Origin of the sequence: Marispirochaeta aestuarii (assembly GCF_002087085.1) — a bacterium.
In the GTDB taxonomy this organism is placed as follows: domain Bacteria; phylum Spirochaetota; class Spirochaetia; order JC444; family Marispirochaetaceae; genus Marispirochaeta; species Marispirochaeta aestuarii.
This window is the reverse complement of the sequence record NZ_MWQY01000023.1, coordinates 42,137-57,455: the sequence shown is the minus strand read 5'-3', so window position 1 is coordinate 57,455 and position 15,319 is coordinate 42,137. Positions and strand designations below refer to the sequence as shown.

At 48.6% G+C, this 15,319-nt stretch carries 19 protein-coding genes and 1 tRNA gene; 9 read left to right on the top strand and 11 right to left on the bottom strand.

What is annotated here, in order from left to right:
- Positions 1 to 44 precede the first annotated feature (44 nt).
- Both B4O97_RS16655 and B4O97_RS16650 read left to right on the top strand, forming a co-directional pair.
- Complete coding sequence (locus tag B4O97_RS16655) at positions 45 to 281, top strand: peptide deformylase (protein WP_083052597.1); 237 nt, start codon at positions 45 to 47, stop codon at positions 279 to 281.
- A gap of 144 nt (positions 282 to 425) precedes the next feature.
- Complete coding sequence (locus B4O97_RS16650) at positions 426 to 1,121, top strand: methyltransferase family protein (RefSeq protein ID WP_083052595.1); 696 nt, start codon at positions 426 to 428, stop codon at positions 1,119 to 1,121.
- Between the two features lie 27 nt (positions 1,122 to 1,148).
- Here the strand turns inward: B4O97_RS16650 and B4O97_RS16645 are convergent, their stop codons facing one another.
- The 4 genes from B4O97_RS16645 to B4O97_RS16630 all read right to left on the bottom strand — a co-directional run bounded on the left by B4O97_RS16645 (position 1,149) and on the right by B4O97_RS16630 (position 4,405).
- On the bottom strand, positions 1,149 to 2,792 hold the full coding sequence (locus B4O97_RS16645; protein WP_083052593.1) for a putative bifunctional diguanylate cyclase/phosphodiesterase: 1,644 nt from the start codon (positions 2,790 to 2,792) through the stop codon (positions 1,149 to 1,151).
- A gap of 477 nt (positions 2,793 to 3,269) precedes the next feature.
- Positions 3,270 to 3,343: transfer RNA gene (locus B4O97_RS16640), tRNA-Thr, on the bottom strand.
- Between the two features lie 19 nt (positions 3,344 to 3,362).
- Positions 3,363 to 4,169, bottom strand: coding sequence for a type I methionyl aminopeptidase (gene map, locus B4O97_RS16635; RefSeq protein ID WP_083052591.1), 807 nt, complete (start codon positions 4,167 to 4,169; stop codon positions 3,363 to 3,365).
- The gene (locus B4O97_RS16630; protein WP_143305786.1) at positions 4,151 to 4,405 is read right to left on the bottom strand and encodes a hypothetical protein; all 255 of its coding nucleotides are present in this window, start codon (positions 4,403 to 4,405) and stop codon (positions 4,151 to 4,153) included. The genes map and B4O97_RS16630 overlap by 19 nt, the downstream gene beginning before the upstream one ends.
- A 164-nt stretch (positions 4,406 to 4,569) precedes the next feature.
- Here B4O97_RS16630 and B4O97_RS16625 point away from each other — a divergent pair, with 164 nt between their 5' ends.
- From B4O97_RS16625 to B4O97_RS16615, 3 genes are read left to right on the top strand one after another with little or no spacing between them, the layout of a single operon-like run.
- Entirely contained in the window at positions 4,570 to 5,463 is an 894-nt protein-coding gene (locus B4O97_RS16625; protein ID WP_083052588.1) for an HAD family hydrolase, read from the top strand.
- Between the two features lie 5 nt (positions 5,464 to 5,468).
- Entirely contained in the window at positions 5,469 to 6,302 is an 834-nt protein-coding gene (locus B4O97_RS16620) for a hypothetical protein (protein WP_083052586.1), read from the top strand.
- Between the two features lie 15 nt (positions 6,303 to 6,317).
- Positions 6,318 to 6,818 carry an HIT family protein gene (locus B4O97_RS16615; RefSeq protein ID WP_083052585.1) on the top strand — a complete coding sequence of 167 codons (501 nt, stop codon included), beginning with the start codon at positions 6,318 to 6,320 and terminating at the stop codon, positions 6,816 to 6,818.
- Here the strand turns inward: B4O97_RS16615 and B4O97_RS16610 are convergent.
- Positions 6,782 to 8,536 (bottom strand): DUF5312 family protein, encoded by a 1,755-nt coding sequence (locus tag B4O97_RS16610; protein ID WP_083052583.1) that lies wholly within the window; start codon positions 8,534 to 8,536, stop codon positions 6,782 to 6,784. The genes B4O97_RS16615 and B4O97_RS16610 overlap by 37 nt on opposite strands.
- Positions 8,533 to 9,165 carry a thiamine diphosphokinase gene (locus tag B4O97_RS16605; RefSeq protein WP_083052582.1) on the bottom strand — a complete coding sequence of 211 codons (633 nt, stop codon included), beginning with the start codon at positions 9,163 to 9,165 and terminating at the stop codon, positions 8,533 to 8,535. The genes B4O97_RS16610 and B4O97_RS16605 overlap by 4 nt, the downstream gene beginning before the upstream one ends.
- Before the next feature lie 141 nt (positions 9,166 to 9,306).
- On the opposite strand from B4O97_RS16605, the gene B4O97_RS16600 reads away from it, so the two are divergent.
- Together B4O97_RS16600 and B4O97_RS16595 are read left to right on the top strand one after the other, a co-directional pair.
- A complete protein-coding gene (locus B4O97_RS16600) occupies positions 9,307 to 10,179 on the top strand; it encodes a flagellin N-terminal helical domain-containing protein (protein ID WP_083052580.1) in 873 nt (290 codons plus the stop codon).
- 110 nt (positions 10,180 to 10,289) lie between these two features.
- Positions 10,290 to 11,642 (top strand): CCA tRNA nucleotidyltransferase, encoded by a 1,353-nt coding sequence (locus tag B4O97_RS16595; protein ID WP_083052578.1) that lies wholly within the window; start codon positions 10,290 to 10,292, stop codon positions 11,640 to 11,642.
- Here B4O97_RS16595 and rnc read toward each other — a convergent pair.
- From rnc to coaD, 4 genes are read right to left on the bottom strand one after another with little or no spacing between them, the layout of a single operon-like run.
- Complete coding sequence (gene rnc, locus B4O97_RS16590) at positions 11,612 to 12,346, bottom strand: ribonuclease III (RefSeq protein ID WP_233143099.1); 735 nt, start codon at positions 12,344 to 12,346, stop codon at positions 11,612 to 11,614. The two genes, B4O97_RS16595 and rnc, sit on opposite strands and share 31 nt — an antisense overlap.
- A gap of 54 nt (positions 12,347 to 12,400) precedes the next feature.
- A complete protein-coding gene (gene acpP / locus B4O97_RS16585) occupies positions 12,401 to 12,637 on the bottom strand; it encodes an acyl carrier protein (RefSeq protein ID WP_083052575.1) in 237 nt (78 codons plus the stop codon).
- A 22-nt stretch (positions 12,638 to 12,659) separates the two neighbouring features.
- A complete protein-coding gene (gene rpmF / locus B4O97_RS16580) occupies positions 12,660 to 12,848 on the bottom strand; it encodes a 50S ribosomal protein L32 (protein ID WP_083052574.1) in 189 nt (62 codons plus the stop codon).
- 59 nt (positions 12,849 to 12,907) lie between these two features.
- Positions 12,908 to 13,390, bottom strand: coding sequence for a pantetheine-phosphate adenylyltransferase (gene coaD / locus B4O97_RS16575; protein WP_083052572.1), 483 nt, complete (start codon positions 13,388 to 13,390; stop codon positions 12,908 to 12,910).
- A 104-nt stretch (positions 13,391 to 13,494) separates the two neighbouring features.
- Between coaD and B4O97_RS16570 the strand changes: the two genes are divergently transcribed.
- Positions 13,495 to 14,064: a hypothetical protein gene (locus B4O97_RS16570; RefSeq protein WP_083052570.1), complete on the top strand. Its 570-nt coding sequence runs from the start codon at positions 13,495 to 13,497 to the stop codon at positions 14,062 to 14,064.
- A gap of 68 nt (positions 14,065 to 14,132) precedes the next feature.
- Positions 14,133 to 14,858 (top strand): HEAT repeat domain-containing protein, encoded by a 726-nt coding sequence (locus B4O97_RS16565; RefSeq protein ID WP_083052568.1) that lies wholly within the window; start codon positions 14,133 to 14,135, stop codon positions 14,856 to 14,858.
- A gap of 53 nt (positions 14,859 to 14,911) precedes the next feature.
- On the opposite strand, the gene B4O97_RS16560 is transcribed toward B4O97_RS16565, so the two are convergent.
- Complete coding sequence (locus tag B4O97_RS16560; RefSeq protein ID WP_083052566.1) at positions 14,912 to 15,316, bottom strand: hypothetical protein; 405 nt, start codon at positions 15,314 to 15,316, stop codon at positions 14,912 to 14,914.
- Positions 15,317 to 15,319: the final 3 nt, after the last annotated feature.

The window sequence follows — 15,319 nt, the reverse complement described above, 5'->3', positions numbered from 1 at the left end:
AATTTATCATAAAAAGGCCCTCTTTTTCATTTTATTTGTGAGAAATGCGGGTTAGTCGCTCTAAGAACATTATCGTCAAGTATCAGGATAGATTGGGAGAGTTTCATACAGTTGAAACAAAAGACAAAATGGCTCGGTGCTTTCAGCATGAAATTGCCCATTTAGATGGGATTTTATATATCGATAGAATGTCGGATGAGTATGTTTTCAACGAGGAAACTAATGAGAAAGCATCAGTTAAATATTTTCTTGATTTAACGCGCGAACGATTCAGCACATAGGAGCGAATGTGTGGTTCCGCCTTCGGATCCATCCAAAGTGCCTGCGCTTCGCTTCGACAACTTCTCATATTCGCGGAACGTTAGGCGCAATGTTATCTTCAAATTTTTAGATAGCAGATATACAATTGATAAGGAGGAATAAGTATGGAATCTAACACAGTAAATCTCAAAGATTTGGGTGGATTAATTTTTACTCTTTTCCTCATACCATTGATTCTCGTGATAAGCGGATGGGATCTCGGTTGGTGGCAGGGTTGGTTTTATTCAGTATTGATAATTGTAGCGAGTATCGTCCCTCGTATTTTGGCAGAAAAAAGGCATCCAGGATTGCTAACAGAACGAGGGAAAATGGGCAAAGCACAGAATGTGAAGTCGTGGGATAAAGTACTTGCTCCATTAATGGCTGTGAGTGTAACTTTTCCGTTATTTATTGCAGCAGGACTAGATCACCGCTTTGGGTGGTCACCTGTATTTCCGCTATGGCTCAATATCGCTGGCTTAATATTGATTATTCTTGGCTACACCATTGGTGGTTGTGCTTTGGTAGTGAACAGTTTCTTCTCTAGTGTGGTTCGTATTCAAACGGACCGGGAGCATAAAGTTTGTGACAGTGGTCCATATCAGATTGTAAGACATCCTGGTTATGCTGGAAATATTATAGCGCTACCGGGCATTGTGCTTGCTTTAAGCTCTGTTTGGACAATCATTCCAGTAATAGTGGCACTGATCATTACCGTTATTAGAACTATACTAGAAGATAAAACTCTACAGGAAGAATTACCAGGCTATCGGGATTATGCGATTCGCGTGCGTTATCGGTTAATCCCGGGTGTCTTCTGAGGTGCATAATTCATTCATAAGCTAACATTAATTATCGTTCTTGGTTTTTTTACCTACATACTGATTGTATAATTCCTCGGGACTACTCGGTCGGTGTATGTAATACCCCTGGACCGCATCACACTGAGCTTTCTGTACCATGTTGTACTGAATATCCGTTTCAACCCCTTCGGCAACAACTTCCATTCCAAGGGCATGACCGATTCTCACAGCTGCACGAACAACCTGAAAAACACCCGGGTCATTATCGATCTGATTGATAAAGGATCTGTCGATTTTTATGGAATTGCCAGGGATTCGGTTAATATACTGCAGAGAAGAATACCCGGTCCCAAAGTCGTCAATCGCCAGAAAGATCGGAATCTGCGACAGTTTCTCAAGCGACTCAAGGACATTCTGCTGATCCTTCATGAAAGTCCATTCTGTCACTTCCAGCTCTATTGATTCCGGACTGATTTTATACTTCTCGAGCTGCTCTTTAAGGCGATCCGCAAAGCCAGCGACTTGAAGGTTTCTGGTAGAGATATTGATCGCTATTTTTGTAAAGAATCCCTGCTCCTGCCATTGCCTGAGCTGCAGGAGTGCTTTCTCAATGACCCATTCTGTCATGGGGTTTATAAGATCACTTTTCTCTGCATAAGGAATAAATGCTCCGGGACTGATAATCCCCAGGCCTGGGTGCTTCCAGCGTACCAGAGCTTCGGCACTGATAAGACGATGTTCATTTACTGTAACTTTGGCCTGGTATTCAAGATAGAGTTCATCTTTGTCTATTGCTCGTCGGAGCTCTCCGATAAGAGCAATAGCTTCTTTAGGTATAGTCTGCAGACCTGGTGTATACACCACATACTCGCTATCGAGGCGTTGTGCTTCCTCCTGTGCGATTGTTGCCTTTCTTACAAGCTCGAGAGCTGAATCGTCAGTCCCGATTTTGGTTTGATGAAATCCCACCGACAGTTCCAAGTGAATCGGGATATCGTCTATATGAAAAGGTTCCACTGTAATCTGTCTTATCCGCGGCGCAAGTTCAGTTTCCATATCTTCATTAAAATCAGGAACGAGAATGACCAGCTTGCCCATGCGTTTCAGGAAAACAGAAGCTCCTTCCGGACAGTACTTCCCCGCCCTCTCTGTAAACTGAAGTATGCCAGATTCTCCTGACCTCATACCGAAGGTGCTTACAATCTCATCATAGTTTTCAACAGAGCATAAGCACACTCCGATCTGTTTATCCGCGGGCGACTCTTCCTGTAGCTGATAGAAACGGTCCTCAAAGAGAGATAAAGTTCCAATACCGGTTTCCGGATCATGTCGACTTGCCCATTTCAACATGTCCAGACGAGACCGCAGGTAATCAATTATGGAGCCCCAAATCCCACCAGTACCAATGAAAATGAAGAGCCTAAAAATCCAGTTAATGAAGGTCTGGATCTCTCCGGTAGCTACATCCATGGGCATTTTCGGTCCGAGCAACAGGCCTGCAATAAATGCAGTAAGAATACCGCCTTTTGCTCCGAACCATAACCCTGCAAGCAGGATGATCGGATACATTGAATGAGAATAGACATGTTTAATGCCACCGGTTTCATATACCAGAAAAGTTACCGCAAGGAGCGCTAAGCTTAGACTCAATATCTTAACGATATTCTTATGTATATCACGATTTGTCATCGTCTCATTATATAAAACTTTCACTTCAGATCAATAATTTTTCTTTAAATGATACATTTTCTCAACTAAATAACATAGCAACTCAGCAAGTATTTGCCCTGCTGCCTATCTATCCTGAAACCCTTTCCAGTGCATAAGTTATCCATAACAAACTGCTCACAGGTACCCCCACACGATTAACCCGGGAAATGAATATTACGTAGAAACAATGAAATAGAAACACATTGTGCAATAAAATCAATGTGATCTTTCTACCTGAAAAAACAGTAGTATATATAATATCTACCTGCGACAAGAAGCGCTTCGGTGCTTCTTGGTATCCCGTGTTAAAAACGATTTTTACCTATTCTGAATTTGTCTACAGTGTACCCAAAAACGTGCATTTAATCAGCTGTCAGCCAAAATCACGCACATCAATAATACCACGTAATTCCTTACAGGACAATAAAAAAGCTCCCCTAAGGGAGCTTGTAGGTTAGCCGACTGTCAGATTCGAACTGACGACCCCGAGATTACAAGTCACGTGCTCTGGCCAGCTGAGCTAAGTCGGCGTTTGCAGGGCGCATATTATTAGATAAACGGGGGAAAGTCAAGCAGCAGGTCACGCTGATTTCGCATGGTAAGAACCTCTGTATGGGTCGAAAAAACCGCAACGGTATGCTCGAACTGGGCAGTCAGGCTCCCGTCCACCGTCGTCTGGGACCATCCGTCATCCAGAAGCTTTGTGGCAGATCCGCCAAGGGACACAATGGGCTCTATGGTCACCACAAGGCCCGGAACAACAGGACATGGCAGCTGGTCCACCAGCGTATGCAGGACCTTCGGCTCTTCGTGTATGCTTCGGCCGATGCCGTGTCCTACAAAATACGGCAGCACCGTACAGCCGTACCTGCGGGCAACAGAATCAATGGCCTTCCCTACCTCACTCAGATAGAACCCCGCCTTCAGCGCGAGAATCCCCTCCCGTGTGGCCTGCCAGGCGCAGCGCAGAAGTCTTTTGGCCGCCGGCCCCGGTCTGCCGACAGCGAAGGTCCAGGCACCGTCGCCGTGCCAGCCATCCCGCACGGTGGTTACGTCTATCGTAACCAGGTCGCCTTCCTGCAGTACCTCCGCAGTGGAAACTCCGTGGGCCGCCACATTGTTTACGGAGATACAGATGTCCTCGGGAAAGCCGTTAAACCCCCGCAGTGCGGGTTCGCAGCCCTGTCCGCGCAGGAATTTCAAACAGTAGCTCCGCAGTTCCTCAATCGGGTACCCTGTTTTCAGGACCGATGGAAGAGATCTGAACAGTTCTTCTATGGGTGTACAGGCGTAACGGATTCTGTGGATCTCGGGCCTGGTTTTTAAAACCACCTCGTTCACGGAGAATACAGCCATGCCTTCAGGAATTTTACAAAAAAGAGCAGCATTACAAGGGTAAAAAGTCCCAGAGAAGAGCTTATCCAGACTGCAATGGATAATTCCCTGCCGAATACTGCCAGAAAAAGGCTCAGGATAATGAGGAAGAACAGTGAAATGCCGCCGATCATGGCGGTGGTTTCCAGAATCAGCAGGATTCTCTCCAGGGTGGAATCGAGAAAGTTCTGGAAATTCCCGATCACAAACACCGTCATGACTATGCAGACATACAAAAAAAGAAAAAGAGACAAACGGCGAAGAAAGTGAATGAACCAGTATCTTGTTCCGGAAAATCTCACGATGCTAAAATGTAGCATACTATTTAAAAAATGGCCATGAATCTTGATAGTTACGGGTGTAAAGAATAAAATGACGTGTAATGAGTACTGTCTCCAGTGTCGATTACGGACGACATTTCTGCCGTTACTGTTCTCCTCTGGAACCCGAACCAACAGGCGTTCCGGCCCTGCTGCCGGATCTTAATACCGTCGATGCGGTATTGTTCGATGTGTACGGTACCCTGGTAATCAGTTCCAGCGGTGATGTGGGAACCGTCATGGAGGATACAGCAGGCGACACTTTTCGCAGTATGGTCCTCAGGGAGATGGATCTTCTGATTCCTGAGGACGTCCCGGTGGATGAGCTCGTTAAGGAAGAGATACTGAAGGACCATCGGCAGAAAAAAGCGGGGGGTACCCTCCATCCCGAGGTGGAAATCAGATCCATCTGGAAGCGGGTGCTCGGAAAAATCTATACAGACATTTCCAGTGCCAAGTTATCGACTCTGGCGGAAGAGCTTGCCCTGCTGCATGAACTTTCCAGAAACAGGGTCTGGCCGATGCCGGGAAGCAGGGATGTTCTGGAACTGCTTCGGGGCCGTTTCCGCATCGGTGTAGTATCCAATGCCCAGTTTTATACCCCCCTTATGATGAAGCATTTTTTTGGAGAGAGTTTTTCCGTCTTTGAAGACAAATTGTGCATTTGGTCGTATTGTGAAGATATGGCGAAACCTGATCCCGCTCTGTTTAAAAAAGCTTTGGTAAATCTCGGCGGAGAATACCTGGCGCACCCATCACGCGTACTCTATGTCGGGAACGACATGCTCAACGATATAGCTGCAGCCTCTTCCCTTGGAATGCGGACCCTTCTGTTTGCGGGGGACAGGCGGTCTTTGCGAATGAGAAACTCTGAGCCCCGCGTTTTACACATACAACCCGATGGAATTGTAAAGGATTTCAATCAGATGGCCAAAATATTAGGTATTGGAGAGTAACCTGAATGAAGAAGTTTATTTTTACCCTGGTCCTTCTCATTATTATTGCCGCTACGGTATTCTATTTCGGCTATGTTTCTTTCCGTATTCCCGAGGGTTCCTACGGGGTCGTTCTGACAAAGACCAACGGTTATGATCATCCGGTTCTCTCCCCGGGAAGCTTTCAGTGGATGTGGCAGGGATTGTTACCCACAAACCTGCGTCTGTTCCATATACGCCTTCAGGAGCAGACTGTCTCCCTCGATTTTAACGGGGAACTCCCTTCCGCCGGGGCGTATGAGAACTATGCGGATGCAGAAGTGGATTTTGCGCTTCGTGTGAAGGCTTTATTTCGTTATCGTCTTCGGCCCCAGTCCTTACCGCAGATTTTTCAAAGGGCGGGTATAAACGCTGAAACCAGTGATTACAGCGACATTCTTCTTGAAACCTACCAGGTAATCGAAACTGATGTAAAAACTCTCTTTGCCGATGCCCTACGTACGCTTGTCGAGGATGAAAATTTCGACCTGGGTGCTGCGGACTTCGAGGAGGCCCTGAACGCCCGCATAACCCGTGAGATACCCCAGCTTCAGGATTTCGATATCAGCCTATCCGATTACAGCTTTCCGGACCTGGATCTTTACCGAAAGGTAAAAGAGAACTATCTGGCCTATCTGGAAAGAAGTCATGAAATAGCCGTCCAGGCGCTGGAAGCCGCTTCAAGCGCCCGTACCCGGGAAATAAGCCGCATTGAGGTCCTCAAGGAATACGGAGCGCTGCTGCAGGAATACCCGGTCCTGCTGGAAATTTTCCGGGACCAGAGTGATGAACCCCTGATCGTCCTGCCGGAAACAGACTAGGAGAACGGCATTCCCATGGATTATTTTCTGAATTTCGCCAAGGGCGATTATGTTCACGGCAAGCGCCCCGACGGGTGTATTCTGTGCAAACTGACCCGGGGCGATACGGATGTAAGCAATCTCATTGTCTTCTGTACTGCCAGGTTCGGGGTCAGCGTCAATCTCTATCCCTTCAATCCAGGTCACCTGCTGATTTTCTCTCTGAGGCATACGGAGGATTTACGCACGCTTTCCGACGAAGAACAGACGGAGCTCTGGCAGCTGCGAAACTATCTGCTGGATATGCTGGATTCGGTCTATCAACCCCATGCCTACAACGTTGGAGTAAACATGGGATTGGCGGCCGGGGCTTCGATATCCCATCTGCATGAACACATCATTCCCCGCTACCCCAATGAAATAGGAATACCGGAGCTCATGGGTGGCAAAAGAGTCCTGGTGGAGGATCCCCGCAAAACCTGTGAACGCCTGAAATCCTACTACGAGGATCTGCCCTTTTCGATCCGCAGCACCTGATTAAAAAGAATCAGAAAATCGTTAATATGCCTGGTCCAGTGCTTAAGAGCCGATTCAAGGCTTGTGGATTTTCCGTTCAGTAAAAAGTGACTTTTCAGCTGTATCCTGATACTGTCGGATCTGGTAAGAATGAGTTCCTGGAATATTTTTGAGAGTCCCTCCAGGGATTCGTGGGAGCGGTCGAGAAGCGTTTTTACCTCCCGGTCCTTCTGTACCACCAGGGTCCGGTACATACGCTGATGAGAAGGATCCCCGGCCAGGGAAAAACGCAAACGCTGAAAAAGCTTTCCGTCCTCCGAGTCCGGAGAAAGGGAATAGTCGAACTGTTTTATCTTGTCTTCCAGATCTTCCAGGTTCGCGGCATGGGACAAAAGAAGGTCCCGGGTAATTCGATTCTGATCAAGGACGTTCCGTTCCAGTATCCTGACAATCTCCTGCATATACTCCCGGTAGAAAATCTTCAGATAATTATAGACAAGAGAGACTGAACGAGTATGGATAAAAAAGGGCAAATCAGCAGCTTTATAATCAATACTCATGTATACCCGGTAATAGGGAAAGTTAAAGTAGCGTTTTTCCTTGAAAAATTTCGCCGTCTCACGTTCAATATAGGTATCCCGCACCTTGTCGAACACCTCATCGAGATCAGAAAGCAATCGGATTTTCAGTATCGACAGATAAAAATCCTTCAGATTCATTGTGGGCATATAGAAAATCAGCTGATAATAGGGATCTTTGCGGAAAAATCGGATTATATCCGCCAGAGGTACATCGTTGTAAAAACTTTTCCCCAGCTTGATTACGTCCTTAATGCCTTGAATTATCTGCTCTTCGCTGTATACGTCATCCTGATCTTCATTACTGAACAGACGCCTGAGAAGGTTTACGTTCAGTTCTCCTTTGTCATCCGCCTTTGAAATAATATAGACGGCATAGTAGAGACGCTCTATAAGATCCAGGCTCAAATTGGCGGAGGCGGTTTTAAAAAACGGTGCGCTCTCTCCGGGGTCCCGGGGCGGTACATAATGAAACATTTCAAAAAACGAATGAAAAGGAAAGCTTACCAGTTCCTTTATATAATAGACGGGAAGAATTTCCTCCTCCAGGTTATGAAAAATATCATCCCCCAGGGTATCGGTGTAAGACTGGAGCCTGGAAATAAACTCGCTGCGAACGGCAGCACGGGTTCCTTTCCGGGAATAAATCTCTACCATTTCGTCGGTTGTAATGAGATCTTCAACTTTTTGTCGAGGTTCGCCCAGACGTTCCTCGATTACGGCAGCCAGAATCGCCTGAAAATGTTCACCCTCAGACCAGAAGCGTTTAAAGGGCTCCCGGAGGGGCAGAACAGCCTTGAAGAGCTCAAAAACCTTCAGTGCGAAGGCCGGATACAATACCTGGGTATCGAATCCGGCGAAGCCCGGGACCTTTCGGTTCACCCGCCGCTGTATCGATCGTAATTTGTTCTCACTGACGACCTGGTTCAGGGGTTTCCCGGAAAAAGTCATTCTCATCCACAGAAAAAACCTCTGCAGCCAGTTGAGAGCTGCAACCTCTTTTTCTATGAGCTTTTTTCGTTCTTCCCGGTTGGGATCCTTATGGTAGATGTTGTCTTCCGCATCGGTACGGTAATTAAGACTGTCGGAGATCCTCTTGAGAAGAGCCTTACGTTCTTCGTCTCCCAAAGACCTGGACAGTTCATGAAATACATCGCTCATAAGCTGTCCTCGTTTCCCAAATCATAGACCATTATCAATTTTCCTTTTTTCATCTCAATTTTTACTTCTTCATTAGTGACAATATTGCTGATGCCGAAATCCCCGACCTTCCAGCGCAAGCTGTCCAGGGGCCACTTGAGACCGGAGGTCTTCATTCGGCACTCCCCTGTTCCAAGGGGGAAGAAGGATACCCTGCGGTTTATTCCCGGGTATATCAGCATTTCTCCCTGAATGAGCTGTATATGCTCACGGTGGGTATACCAGTAGTCGGGAGGATTCTCCCGGTGAAAGAGGGATAACAGCGCATACAGATGGTCCAGACGGCCACCGCCCCCTCCTACAATATGGATTCTCCGGGCCCCCCGCCTACGCAGAAGTTCGATACCAAGTTCCGTATCCGTCTCGTCCTTGTCAGGTTTATGCCGGTGAATGATCATATCCGGATAATCATCGATACATTGCTGCTCAACGGAATCAAAATCCCCTATGAGTTCCGTGGGCGTCAGGCCCAGACTCCGGGCATGGTGAAGCCCGGAGTCAGCGGCAATAATGATGTCCCAGTCATTCATACGGGGACCAAGCAGGTTTTTGTCCGGCGCTTTTCCGCCTATCAGTAAACATCCGTCCATTTTGTGTAATACCCAGCATACCAAAGGCTAATGGTATTTGCAATTTGTAGTGTAAAAAAAACTAAAGAGTTATTTTCAGGTACCGATCAGTATAGGTGAAGGAACAAGGATGTTCCTATCGAAAACATCACGGAGGATGTTATGATCATCAATCACAACATGAGCGCAAACTTCGCTCAGCGTACTCTCAAATTCTCAAACCGACGGGTAGACGGCAACATGGAGGCCCTCTCATCCGGTATGCGCATCAATCGCGCCGGCGACGATGCTTCCGGACTGGCTGTAAGTGAGAAAATGCGGTCCCAGATCCGCGGTCTGCAGCGGGCGGAACGGAATGCCCAGGACGGCATCTCCTTTATCCAGACCACCGAGGGTTACCTGCAGGAGACCCAGGATATTCTGCAGAGAATGAGAGAACTCGCAGTACAGTCTTCCAACGGAATCTACTCAGCGGAAGACAGGATGCAGATTCAGGTTGAGATTTCTCAGCTCGTTGACGAGATCAACCGGATTGCCAGTCATGCCCAGTTCAACGGCATGAACATGCTCACCGGTCGTTTCGCTTCCCAGACCGGAGAGAATGTGGTTACCGCTTCAATGTGGTTCCATATCGGTGCCAACATGGATCAGCGGGAACGCGTATACATCGGTACCATGACCGCCCAGGGACTCGGCGTCCAGGGAGCCAACGGTGTACCCGAGACGGCTACCTTTATCTCCATGGAGACGCCCGATCAGGCGAACATCTCCATCGGTGTTCTCGACGAAGCCCTGAAAAAGGTATCCAAGCAGCGCGCCGATCTCGGTGCCTACCAGAACAGGCTTGAATACGCCTCCCAGGGTCTCTCTGTGGGTGCGGAGAACATGCAGGCTTCAGAGTCCCGCATCCGTGACGCGGACATGGCTGAAGAGATGGTCGATTTTACCCGCAACCAGATCCTCGTTCAGAGCGGAACAGCAATGCTGGCCCAGGCGAACCAGAAGACCCAGTCGGTTCTTCAGCTCTTCCAGTAAGAGCAGGCTCTCCAGCGTTTCATTGTTCAGCCGTCCCCCTCAGGGGGGCGGCTTTTTTTTATGTTCCCGCTTGACAGCTTTGTATCCTGCTGATTGAATCATGAACGCCTATGCATGTGCCAAAAAACGTACGCACCATCAACACAATTCTCTCGGCCGCCGGTTACCAGTGCTACATCGTCGGCGGAGCGGTACGGAATGATATCGCGGGTATTCAACCCACGGATTACGATCTTGCCACGGACGCTACCCCATCAGAAATTCAGCGTATTTTTCACCGTACCGTTCCCACCGGCATAGACCACGGGACTGTGACGATTCTCCTTGGCGGGGAGCAGTATGAAATAACGACCTTTCGTACCGAATCCACTTACAGCGATTCCAGGCATCCTGACCGGGTGGAGTTCTCCAGCTCCATTGAAGAGGACCTCAGCCGCCGGGACTTCAGCATGAACGCCCTGGCCTGGAATATTTCCGATGCCAGACTGATCGACCTTTACGATGGGGTACAGGCAATACGTGCAGGCCGGATTGTTGCCATAGGAAGGCCCGAGGAACGCTTTGCCGAGGACCCGCTGCGTATTCTCAGGGCCTGCCGTTTTTCTTCCCAGCTGGGATTTGTAATCGAGGACAAAACACGGCAGGCGGCTGCCGGGCTGTGCGGGTCCCTGACCGGTATTTCTTCAGAGCGGGTCCGCGATGAGTTCAACAAGCTGATTACCGGCGAATACTGCGCACAGGGACTCTTTCTGCTGCGGGATCTGGGAATTCTTCCGCATATCCTTCCGGAACTGCACCGGTGCACCGGGGTTTTTCAGAAAGGTTCCCATTCCTTCGATGTTTTCGAACACAGCGTATATTCCTGTGAAGGTGCAGAACAGAGCGATCTGGTCCTTCGCCTTGCTGCCCTTTTCCATGACCTTGGAAAACCCGCCAGCGTCCGGGAAGCGGAAGACGGGACACTCAGCTTTCATCGGCATGAAATACTGGGGGCAGAAATAACGGGAAACCTCATGTACCGCCTGAAGTATCCAAAACAGACCATCCGGGAGGTTCTGCATCTTATTCGGCAGCACATGTTCAATTATACCGACGAGTGGACCGACGCTGCGGTTCGCAGGTTTCTTGCCAGGGTCGGAAAGGATCATATTGAGAAGCTTTTTATGCTTCGCCGTGCGGATGCCTACGGCCTCGATCGGCGTCCGCTGCCACTGGATTACCTGTCCGTCCTTCAGCGTCGTATTGAAGACATCCTGGCTGAAGAGAATGCCCTCAGCCTGAAAGACCTTAAGGTAAACGGAAGGGATTTAATGGAGCTTGGCCTGCCGTCGGGACCACTTTTAGGTGTAATTCTTGATCAACTGCTTGAGACGGTCCTGGACGACCCCGGTATGAACAGCCGAGAAAAGCTTCTGCCCCTTGCCGGAAACCTCTACGAGGAGCTTCGGTCCAGAGACTCCTGATTCCCTTCGCACAGATGGGCGTAGGCAATGGAAGCCGCCTCCTGCTCCGCCTGCTTCTTATTCTTGCCCTTTCCGGGGCCGAAGGTACGATTGTTCAGCTCCACATCTATCCAGAATGTTCTATCGTGGTCCGGTCCGGATTTTTTTACGAGTCGGTAGCGGGGGTAACTGTGATACTTTTTCTGGGCGAATTCCTGCAGCAGGGTTTTATAGTCCTTCTGATGCTTATTCTCCAGAACCTTGTCTATCTCTTCTACAAAAAAAGACAGTACAAAGTTACGGGCGCTCTTTATTCCCGAATCCAGATAACAGGCGCCGATAATGGCCTCCATACAGTCCGCAAGAATCGCTTTTTTCTTTCGTCCTCCGGAGTACTCTTCGCCCTTGCCTATCAGGATAAAATTATCCACCCTCAGGGCTCTGGCTATCTGGGCCAGGCTGTTTTCGCTGACAACAAAGGATTTAATGCGTGCAAGATCTCCCTCGTTCTTGTCGGGAAGGGAGCGGAAGAGATACTCGCTTACAACGATACCAAGAACACTGTCGCCGAGGAATTCAAGCTTTTCGTTATTATCTACTACGCCGGGATTTTCATTGGCGTAGGAACGGTGGGTAAAAGCAAGGTTCAAGAGATCGAGTCTCTTGAACCTGACTTTCGCGTTACGCTCAAAAAGGAGCAGCTCCTTTTTGCGTTCCGCATCCACAGTCGGGGTATTAAATGACTGAAGTTTAGGTAAAGACCCCACTGTTCTTTACAGTTATTTTACCTGTGATTTGATGTACTCAAGGGCATCGGCTACAGTTTCAAACTCGTTAGCCTTCTCGTCGGGAATGCTGATTCCGAGTTCTTCCTCGATAGCATATACAAGTTCATATGTATCAAGACTATCAGCTCCGAGGTCCTGACGGAATGATGCTTCCGGCTTGATCTGGTCCTCTTCAATCTCCAGTTTCTCGGCGATCAACTTCTTGAGTTTTTCAAAAAGATCATCCATTTCTTACTCCTTAGCGTGTGCTTTAGGCCATGTCTTTAAGATCCAGGACCTGCCGGCCCCGGTAGAAACCGCATTTGGGACAAACGCGGTGTGGGAGTACTTTGTTGCCGCAGGTGCCGCACTCAGTGAGCTGAGGAGCAACCAGACGGTTGTTTATGGATCGGCGACGTCGTGAACGTGCCTTCGAAGTTTTATATTTTGGTACTGCCATGTCTTACAACCTCGCAATCTCTTTTAGTCAAAAGAACTTAACCCATATAAATACCATTGTCAAGCACCTGACAGACGCTTTTGCAGCGCCGTGGCCACATTCGGAGGGACCATTGTTTCAATATCTCCACCGAACATGGCGATCTCCTTGATCGCAGAAGACCTCAGTACAAAATACTTGGGGTCTGTGGGCATAAAAATGATTTCCAGAGGAGGATAGAGCTCCTTGTTTGTCATGGCAAGCTCAAATTCGTAACTGAAGTCCGCAAGGGCCCGCACACCTCGGATCATGACAGAGATTTTCTCCCGCTTGGCATAATCCACCACGAGCCTGTCCCACAGACTCACCGTGACATTCGGCATGTCCTTTACCAGTTCGATCATAAGCGTCTTTCGTTCGTTTTCATCGAACAGATAGTTCTTGCCCCGGTTGAAGGCGATGACAACATGCAGTTCATCGAATATCCTGGCGGCACGGGTAATCAGATTGAGGTGACCATTTGTCGGCGGATCGAAGGAACCCGGTAGAACAGCTCTTTGCATATGCAATAATACGCGGCGGGCAAAGAAATTGTCAATGTGAAAAGAGGTCCGGTCTCTCTTTTTCGTTTTGACAAACCATCGCCAAACGAGTAAACTTATCAGCGATGAAAGTAAACATTGTCAGGGTGTTCATCTTCCTTTGCGCAGGGCTTGCTGTACTGACCTTTGCAGGCTGTGCCTCGGTGGAACCCGAAGTCGCAGAACCTGTAGAACCGGCCGTCATCGAGGAAGTTCCCGAACCGGAACCTCCCGCTGAAGAACCTGTGGAAGGGGAACCTGAGGACTTTGTCGTTACCCAGGAAATCTATGAAAAAACCTTTGACGACGTTGAGGTTTTAATCGACCGGTTGAATACGATAATCCGTAACGAAAACTTTGAAGAGTGGAACCAGTATTTAACCCGGGAATATCGGGAACATTACTCAGATCCCGCTGTTCTCAGGGAGATTTCCGATGATCTGAGAAAGAAGTATCGCTACGAACTTCGTTTACGCAGTCTGCGTGACTATTTTCTCTATATTGTAGTCGGCAGCCGGGAAGAGGCAACCCTCGACAAAATAGAATTTATTGATGAGAACCATCTGTTGGCGTACAGTATAGTAAACGACACTCCGGTGATCCTCTACTATCTTGCAAACGACGGAGAGGGCTGGAAGATTGCCCTCTGGCAGTGATATACTGTATTGTATATCTTGTATTACATAACGATATTTTATATTGATTTTGAGAGCAGGGAGTTACAATGAAAAGCAAGTCTACAGTTACTGTTCTTCTTCTGGTCCTCTTTGCCCTGTCCGCGGTATCTGCACAGGAATCGGAGCAGACCGTTCCCAGGGAAAAAACGGCAACCATCGAGGAACTGTATCTTCAAAGCGGCGATATTATGATCATGCGGGAAATGGCCTTCCTCGATGACCGGGATATGAAGCTGATGTCTCTCAACATGCTTGAGGAGTCAATCAAGGACGGTTCTTTCGGTACCGGTGATCCCGGGGCCCACTTTGTACTGGATTACCTCTCTGAAGAGGGAATCAGCCGGATCGTAAGGGAAAACAACAGGACCGTGAACTATTTTCCCACCGTTCGCCGTGAAGCCTGCAGGCTTCTTGGAGAGCTTGGGGGAGAAAACTCGAAGGATACCCTTCTGAATGTTCTGAAGACCGATGACGATCCTGTCGTACTTGCGGAAGCAGCCTATGCACTCGGCACAATCGGTATAGATGAAGAGGGTGAGGTAAGCCGCGCCATAGCCTTCGCACTTCAGAATCAGGACCAGATGGTCCCGAACGACAATTTCGCCCACGCATCACTTTTAGCCATCCAGAAGCTCATAGAAAAGAACGGTTCCACCAACAACAACCGCCAGGTTTATGCTGCTGTTGTTCAGATAGCTCAGAACGGGAACTACATCCGTCCGGTCAAGGAAAAAGCCTACCAGGTAATCTCTCTCATGCGGGAACAGAACTGAACATTCTGCGTTACCGACAAAAAAACGGCTGCTTTCTGCAGCCGTTTTTTTTCTTATCTGATATCCCTGCTGACCTTTTTTCGCCAGTCCAGTTTTTCTTCCTTCTCTTCAAGCTGAACCCTCTTGCGGACGGTAAAACGGGGAGAAGATCCCGTCCCGGAGCGGAATTTGACTATGCCGAAACTCCCGGCCCCCAGGTATACGACCTTTTCTTTCCCCTGAACATCTTCCTGATCCGCTATTGCCTTGAGAACACAGTCAAAATGGCTCGGTTTTCGCTCATCCCCCCAGGCAACCGCCGTAAGGAGGTCCCGTACGCCCTTGCCGCAGATAGGGCACTCGGAATAATAGCGCTTATTCGAACCGCCTCTTCCTCCCCTTCTTTTTCCCCGCTGAGAAGATCGGGAGCGACCGCCTGACTTCTGGCTGGCATTCTTATTCCGGTTTTCCTGGTCCATTGA

Excerpts from the sequence above, each read along its gene's own strand:
- B4O97_RS16625 (WP_083052588.1), top strand. The coding sequence starts at position 4,570 with ATGAGTACTGTCTCCAGTGTCGATTACGGACGACATTTCTGCCGTTAC.
- B4O97_RS16655 (WP_083052597.1), top strand. The coding sequence starts at position 45 with ATGCGGGTTAGTCGCTCTAAGAACATTATCGTCAAGTATCAGGATAGA.
- B4O97_RS16650 (WP_083052595.1), top strand. The coding sequence starts at position 426 with ATGGAATCTAACACAGTAAATCTCAAAGATTTGGGTGGATTAATTTTT.
- coaD (WP_083052572.1), bottom strand. The coding sequence starts at position 13,390 with ATGCAAAGAGCTGTTCTACCGGGTTCCTTCGATCCGCCGACAAATGGT.
- map (WP_083052591.1), bottom strand. The coding sequence starts at position 4,169 with ATGGCTGTATTCTCCGTGAACGAGGTGGTTTTAAAAACCAGGCCCGAG.
- B4O97_RS16620 (WP_083052586.1), top strand. The coding sequence starts at position 5,469 with ATGAAGAAGTTTATTTTTACCCTGGTCCTTCTCATTATTATTGCCGCT.
- acpP (WP_083052575.1), bottom strand. The coding sequence starts at position 12,637 with ATGGATGATCTTTTTGAAAAACTCAAGAAGTTGATCGCCGAGAAACTG.
- B4O97_RS16605 (WP_083052582.1), bottom strand. The coding sequence starts at position 9,165 with ATGGACGGATGTTTACTGATAGGCGGAAAAGCGCCGGACAAAAACCTG.
- B4O97_RS16595 (WP_083052578.1), top strand. The coding sequence starts at position 10,290 with ATGCATGTGCCAAAAAACGTACGCACCATCAACACAATTCTCTCGGCC.
- B4O97_RS16560 (WP_083052566.1), bottom strand. The coding sequence starts at position 15,316 with ATGGACCAGGAAAACCGGAATAAGAATGCCAGCCAGAAGTCAGGCGGT.
- B4O97_RS16615 (WP_083052585.1), top strand. The coding sequence starts at position 6,318 with ATGGATTATTTTCTGAATTTCGCCAAGGGCGATTATGTTCACGGCAAG.
- B4O97_RS16610 (WP_083052583.1), bottom strand. The coding sequence starts at position 8,536 with ATGAGCGATGTATTTCATGAACTGTCCAGGTCTTTGGGAGACGAAGAA.
- B4O97_RS16630 (WP_143305786.1), bottom strand. The coding sequence starts at position 4,405 with ATGACGGTGTTTGTGATCGGGAATTTCCAGAACTTTCTCGATTCCACC.
- B4O97_RS16570 (WP_083052570.1), top strand. The coding sequence starts at position 13,495 with ATGAAAGTAAACATTGTCAGGGTGTTCATCTTCCTTTGCGCAGGGCTT.
- B4O97_RS16565 (WP_083052568.1), top strand. The coding sequence starts at position 14,133 with ATGAAAAGCAAGTCTACAGTTACTGTTCTTCTTCTGGTCCTCTTTGCC.
- rpmF (WP_083052574.1), bottom strand. The coding sequence starts at position 12,848 with ATGGCAGTACCAAAATATAAAACTTCGAAGGCACGTTCACGACGTCGC.
- B4O97_RS16645 (WP_083052593.1), bottom strand. The coding sequence starts at position 2,792 with ATGACAAATCGTGATATACATAAGAATATCGTTAAGATATTGAGTCTA.
- B4O97_RS16600 (WP_083052580.1), top strand. The coding sequence starts at position 9,307 with ATGATCATCAATCACAACATGAGCGCAAACTTCGCTCAGCGTACTCTC.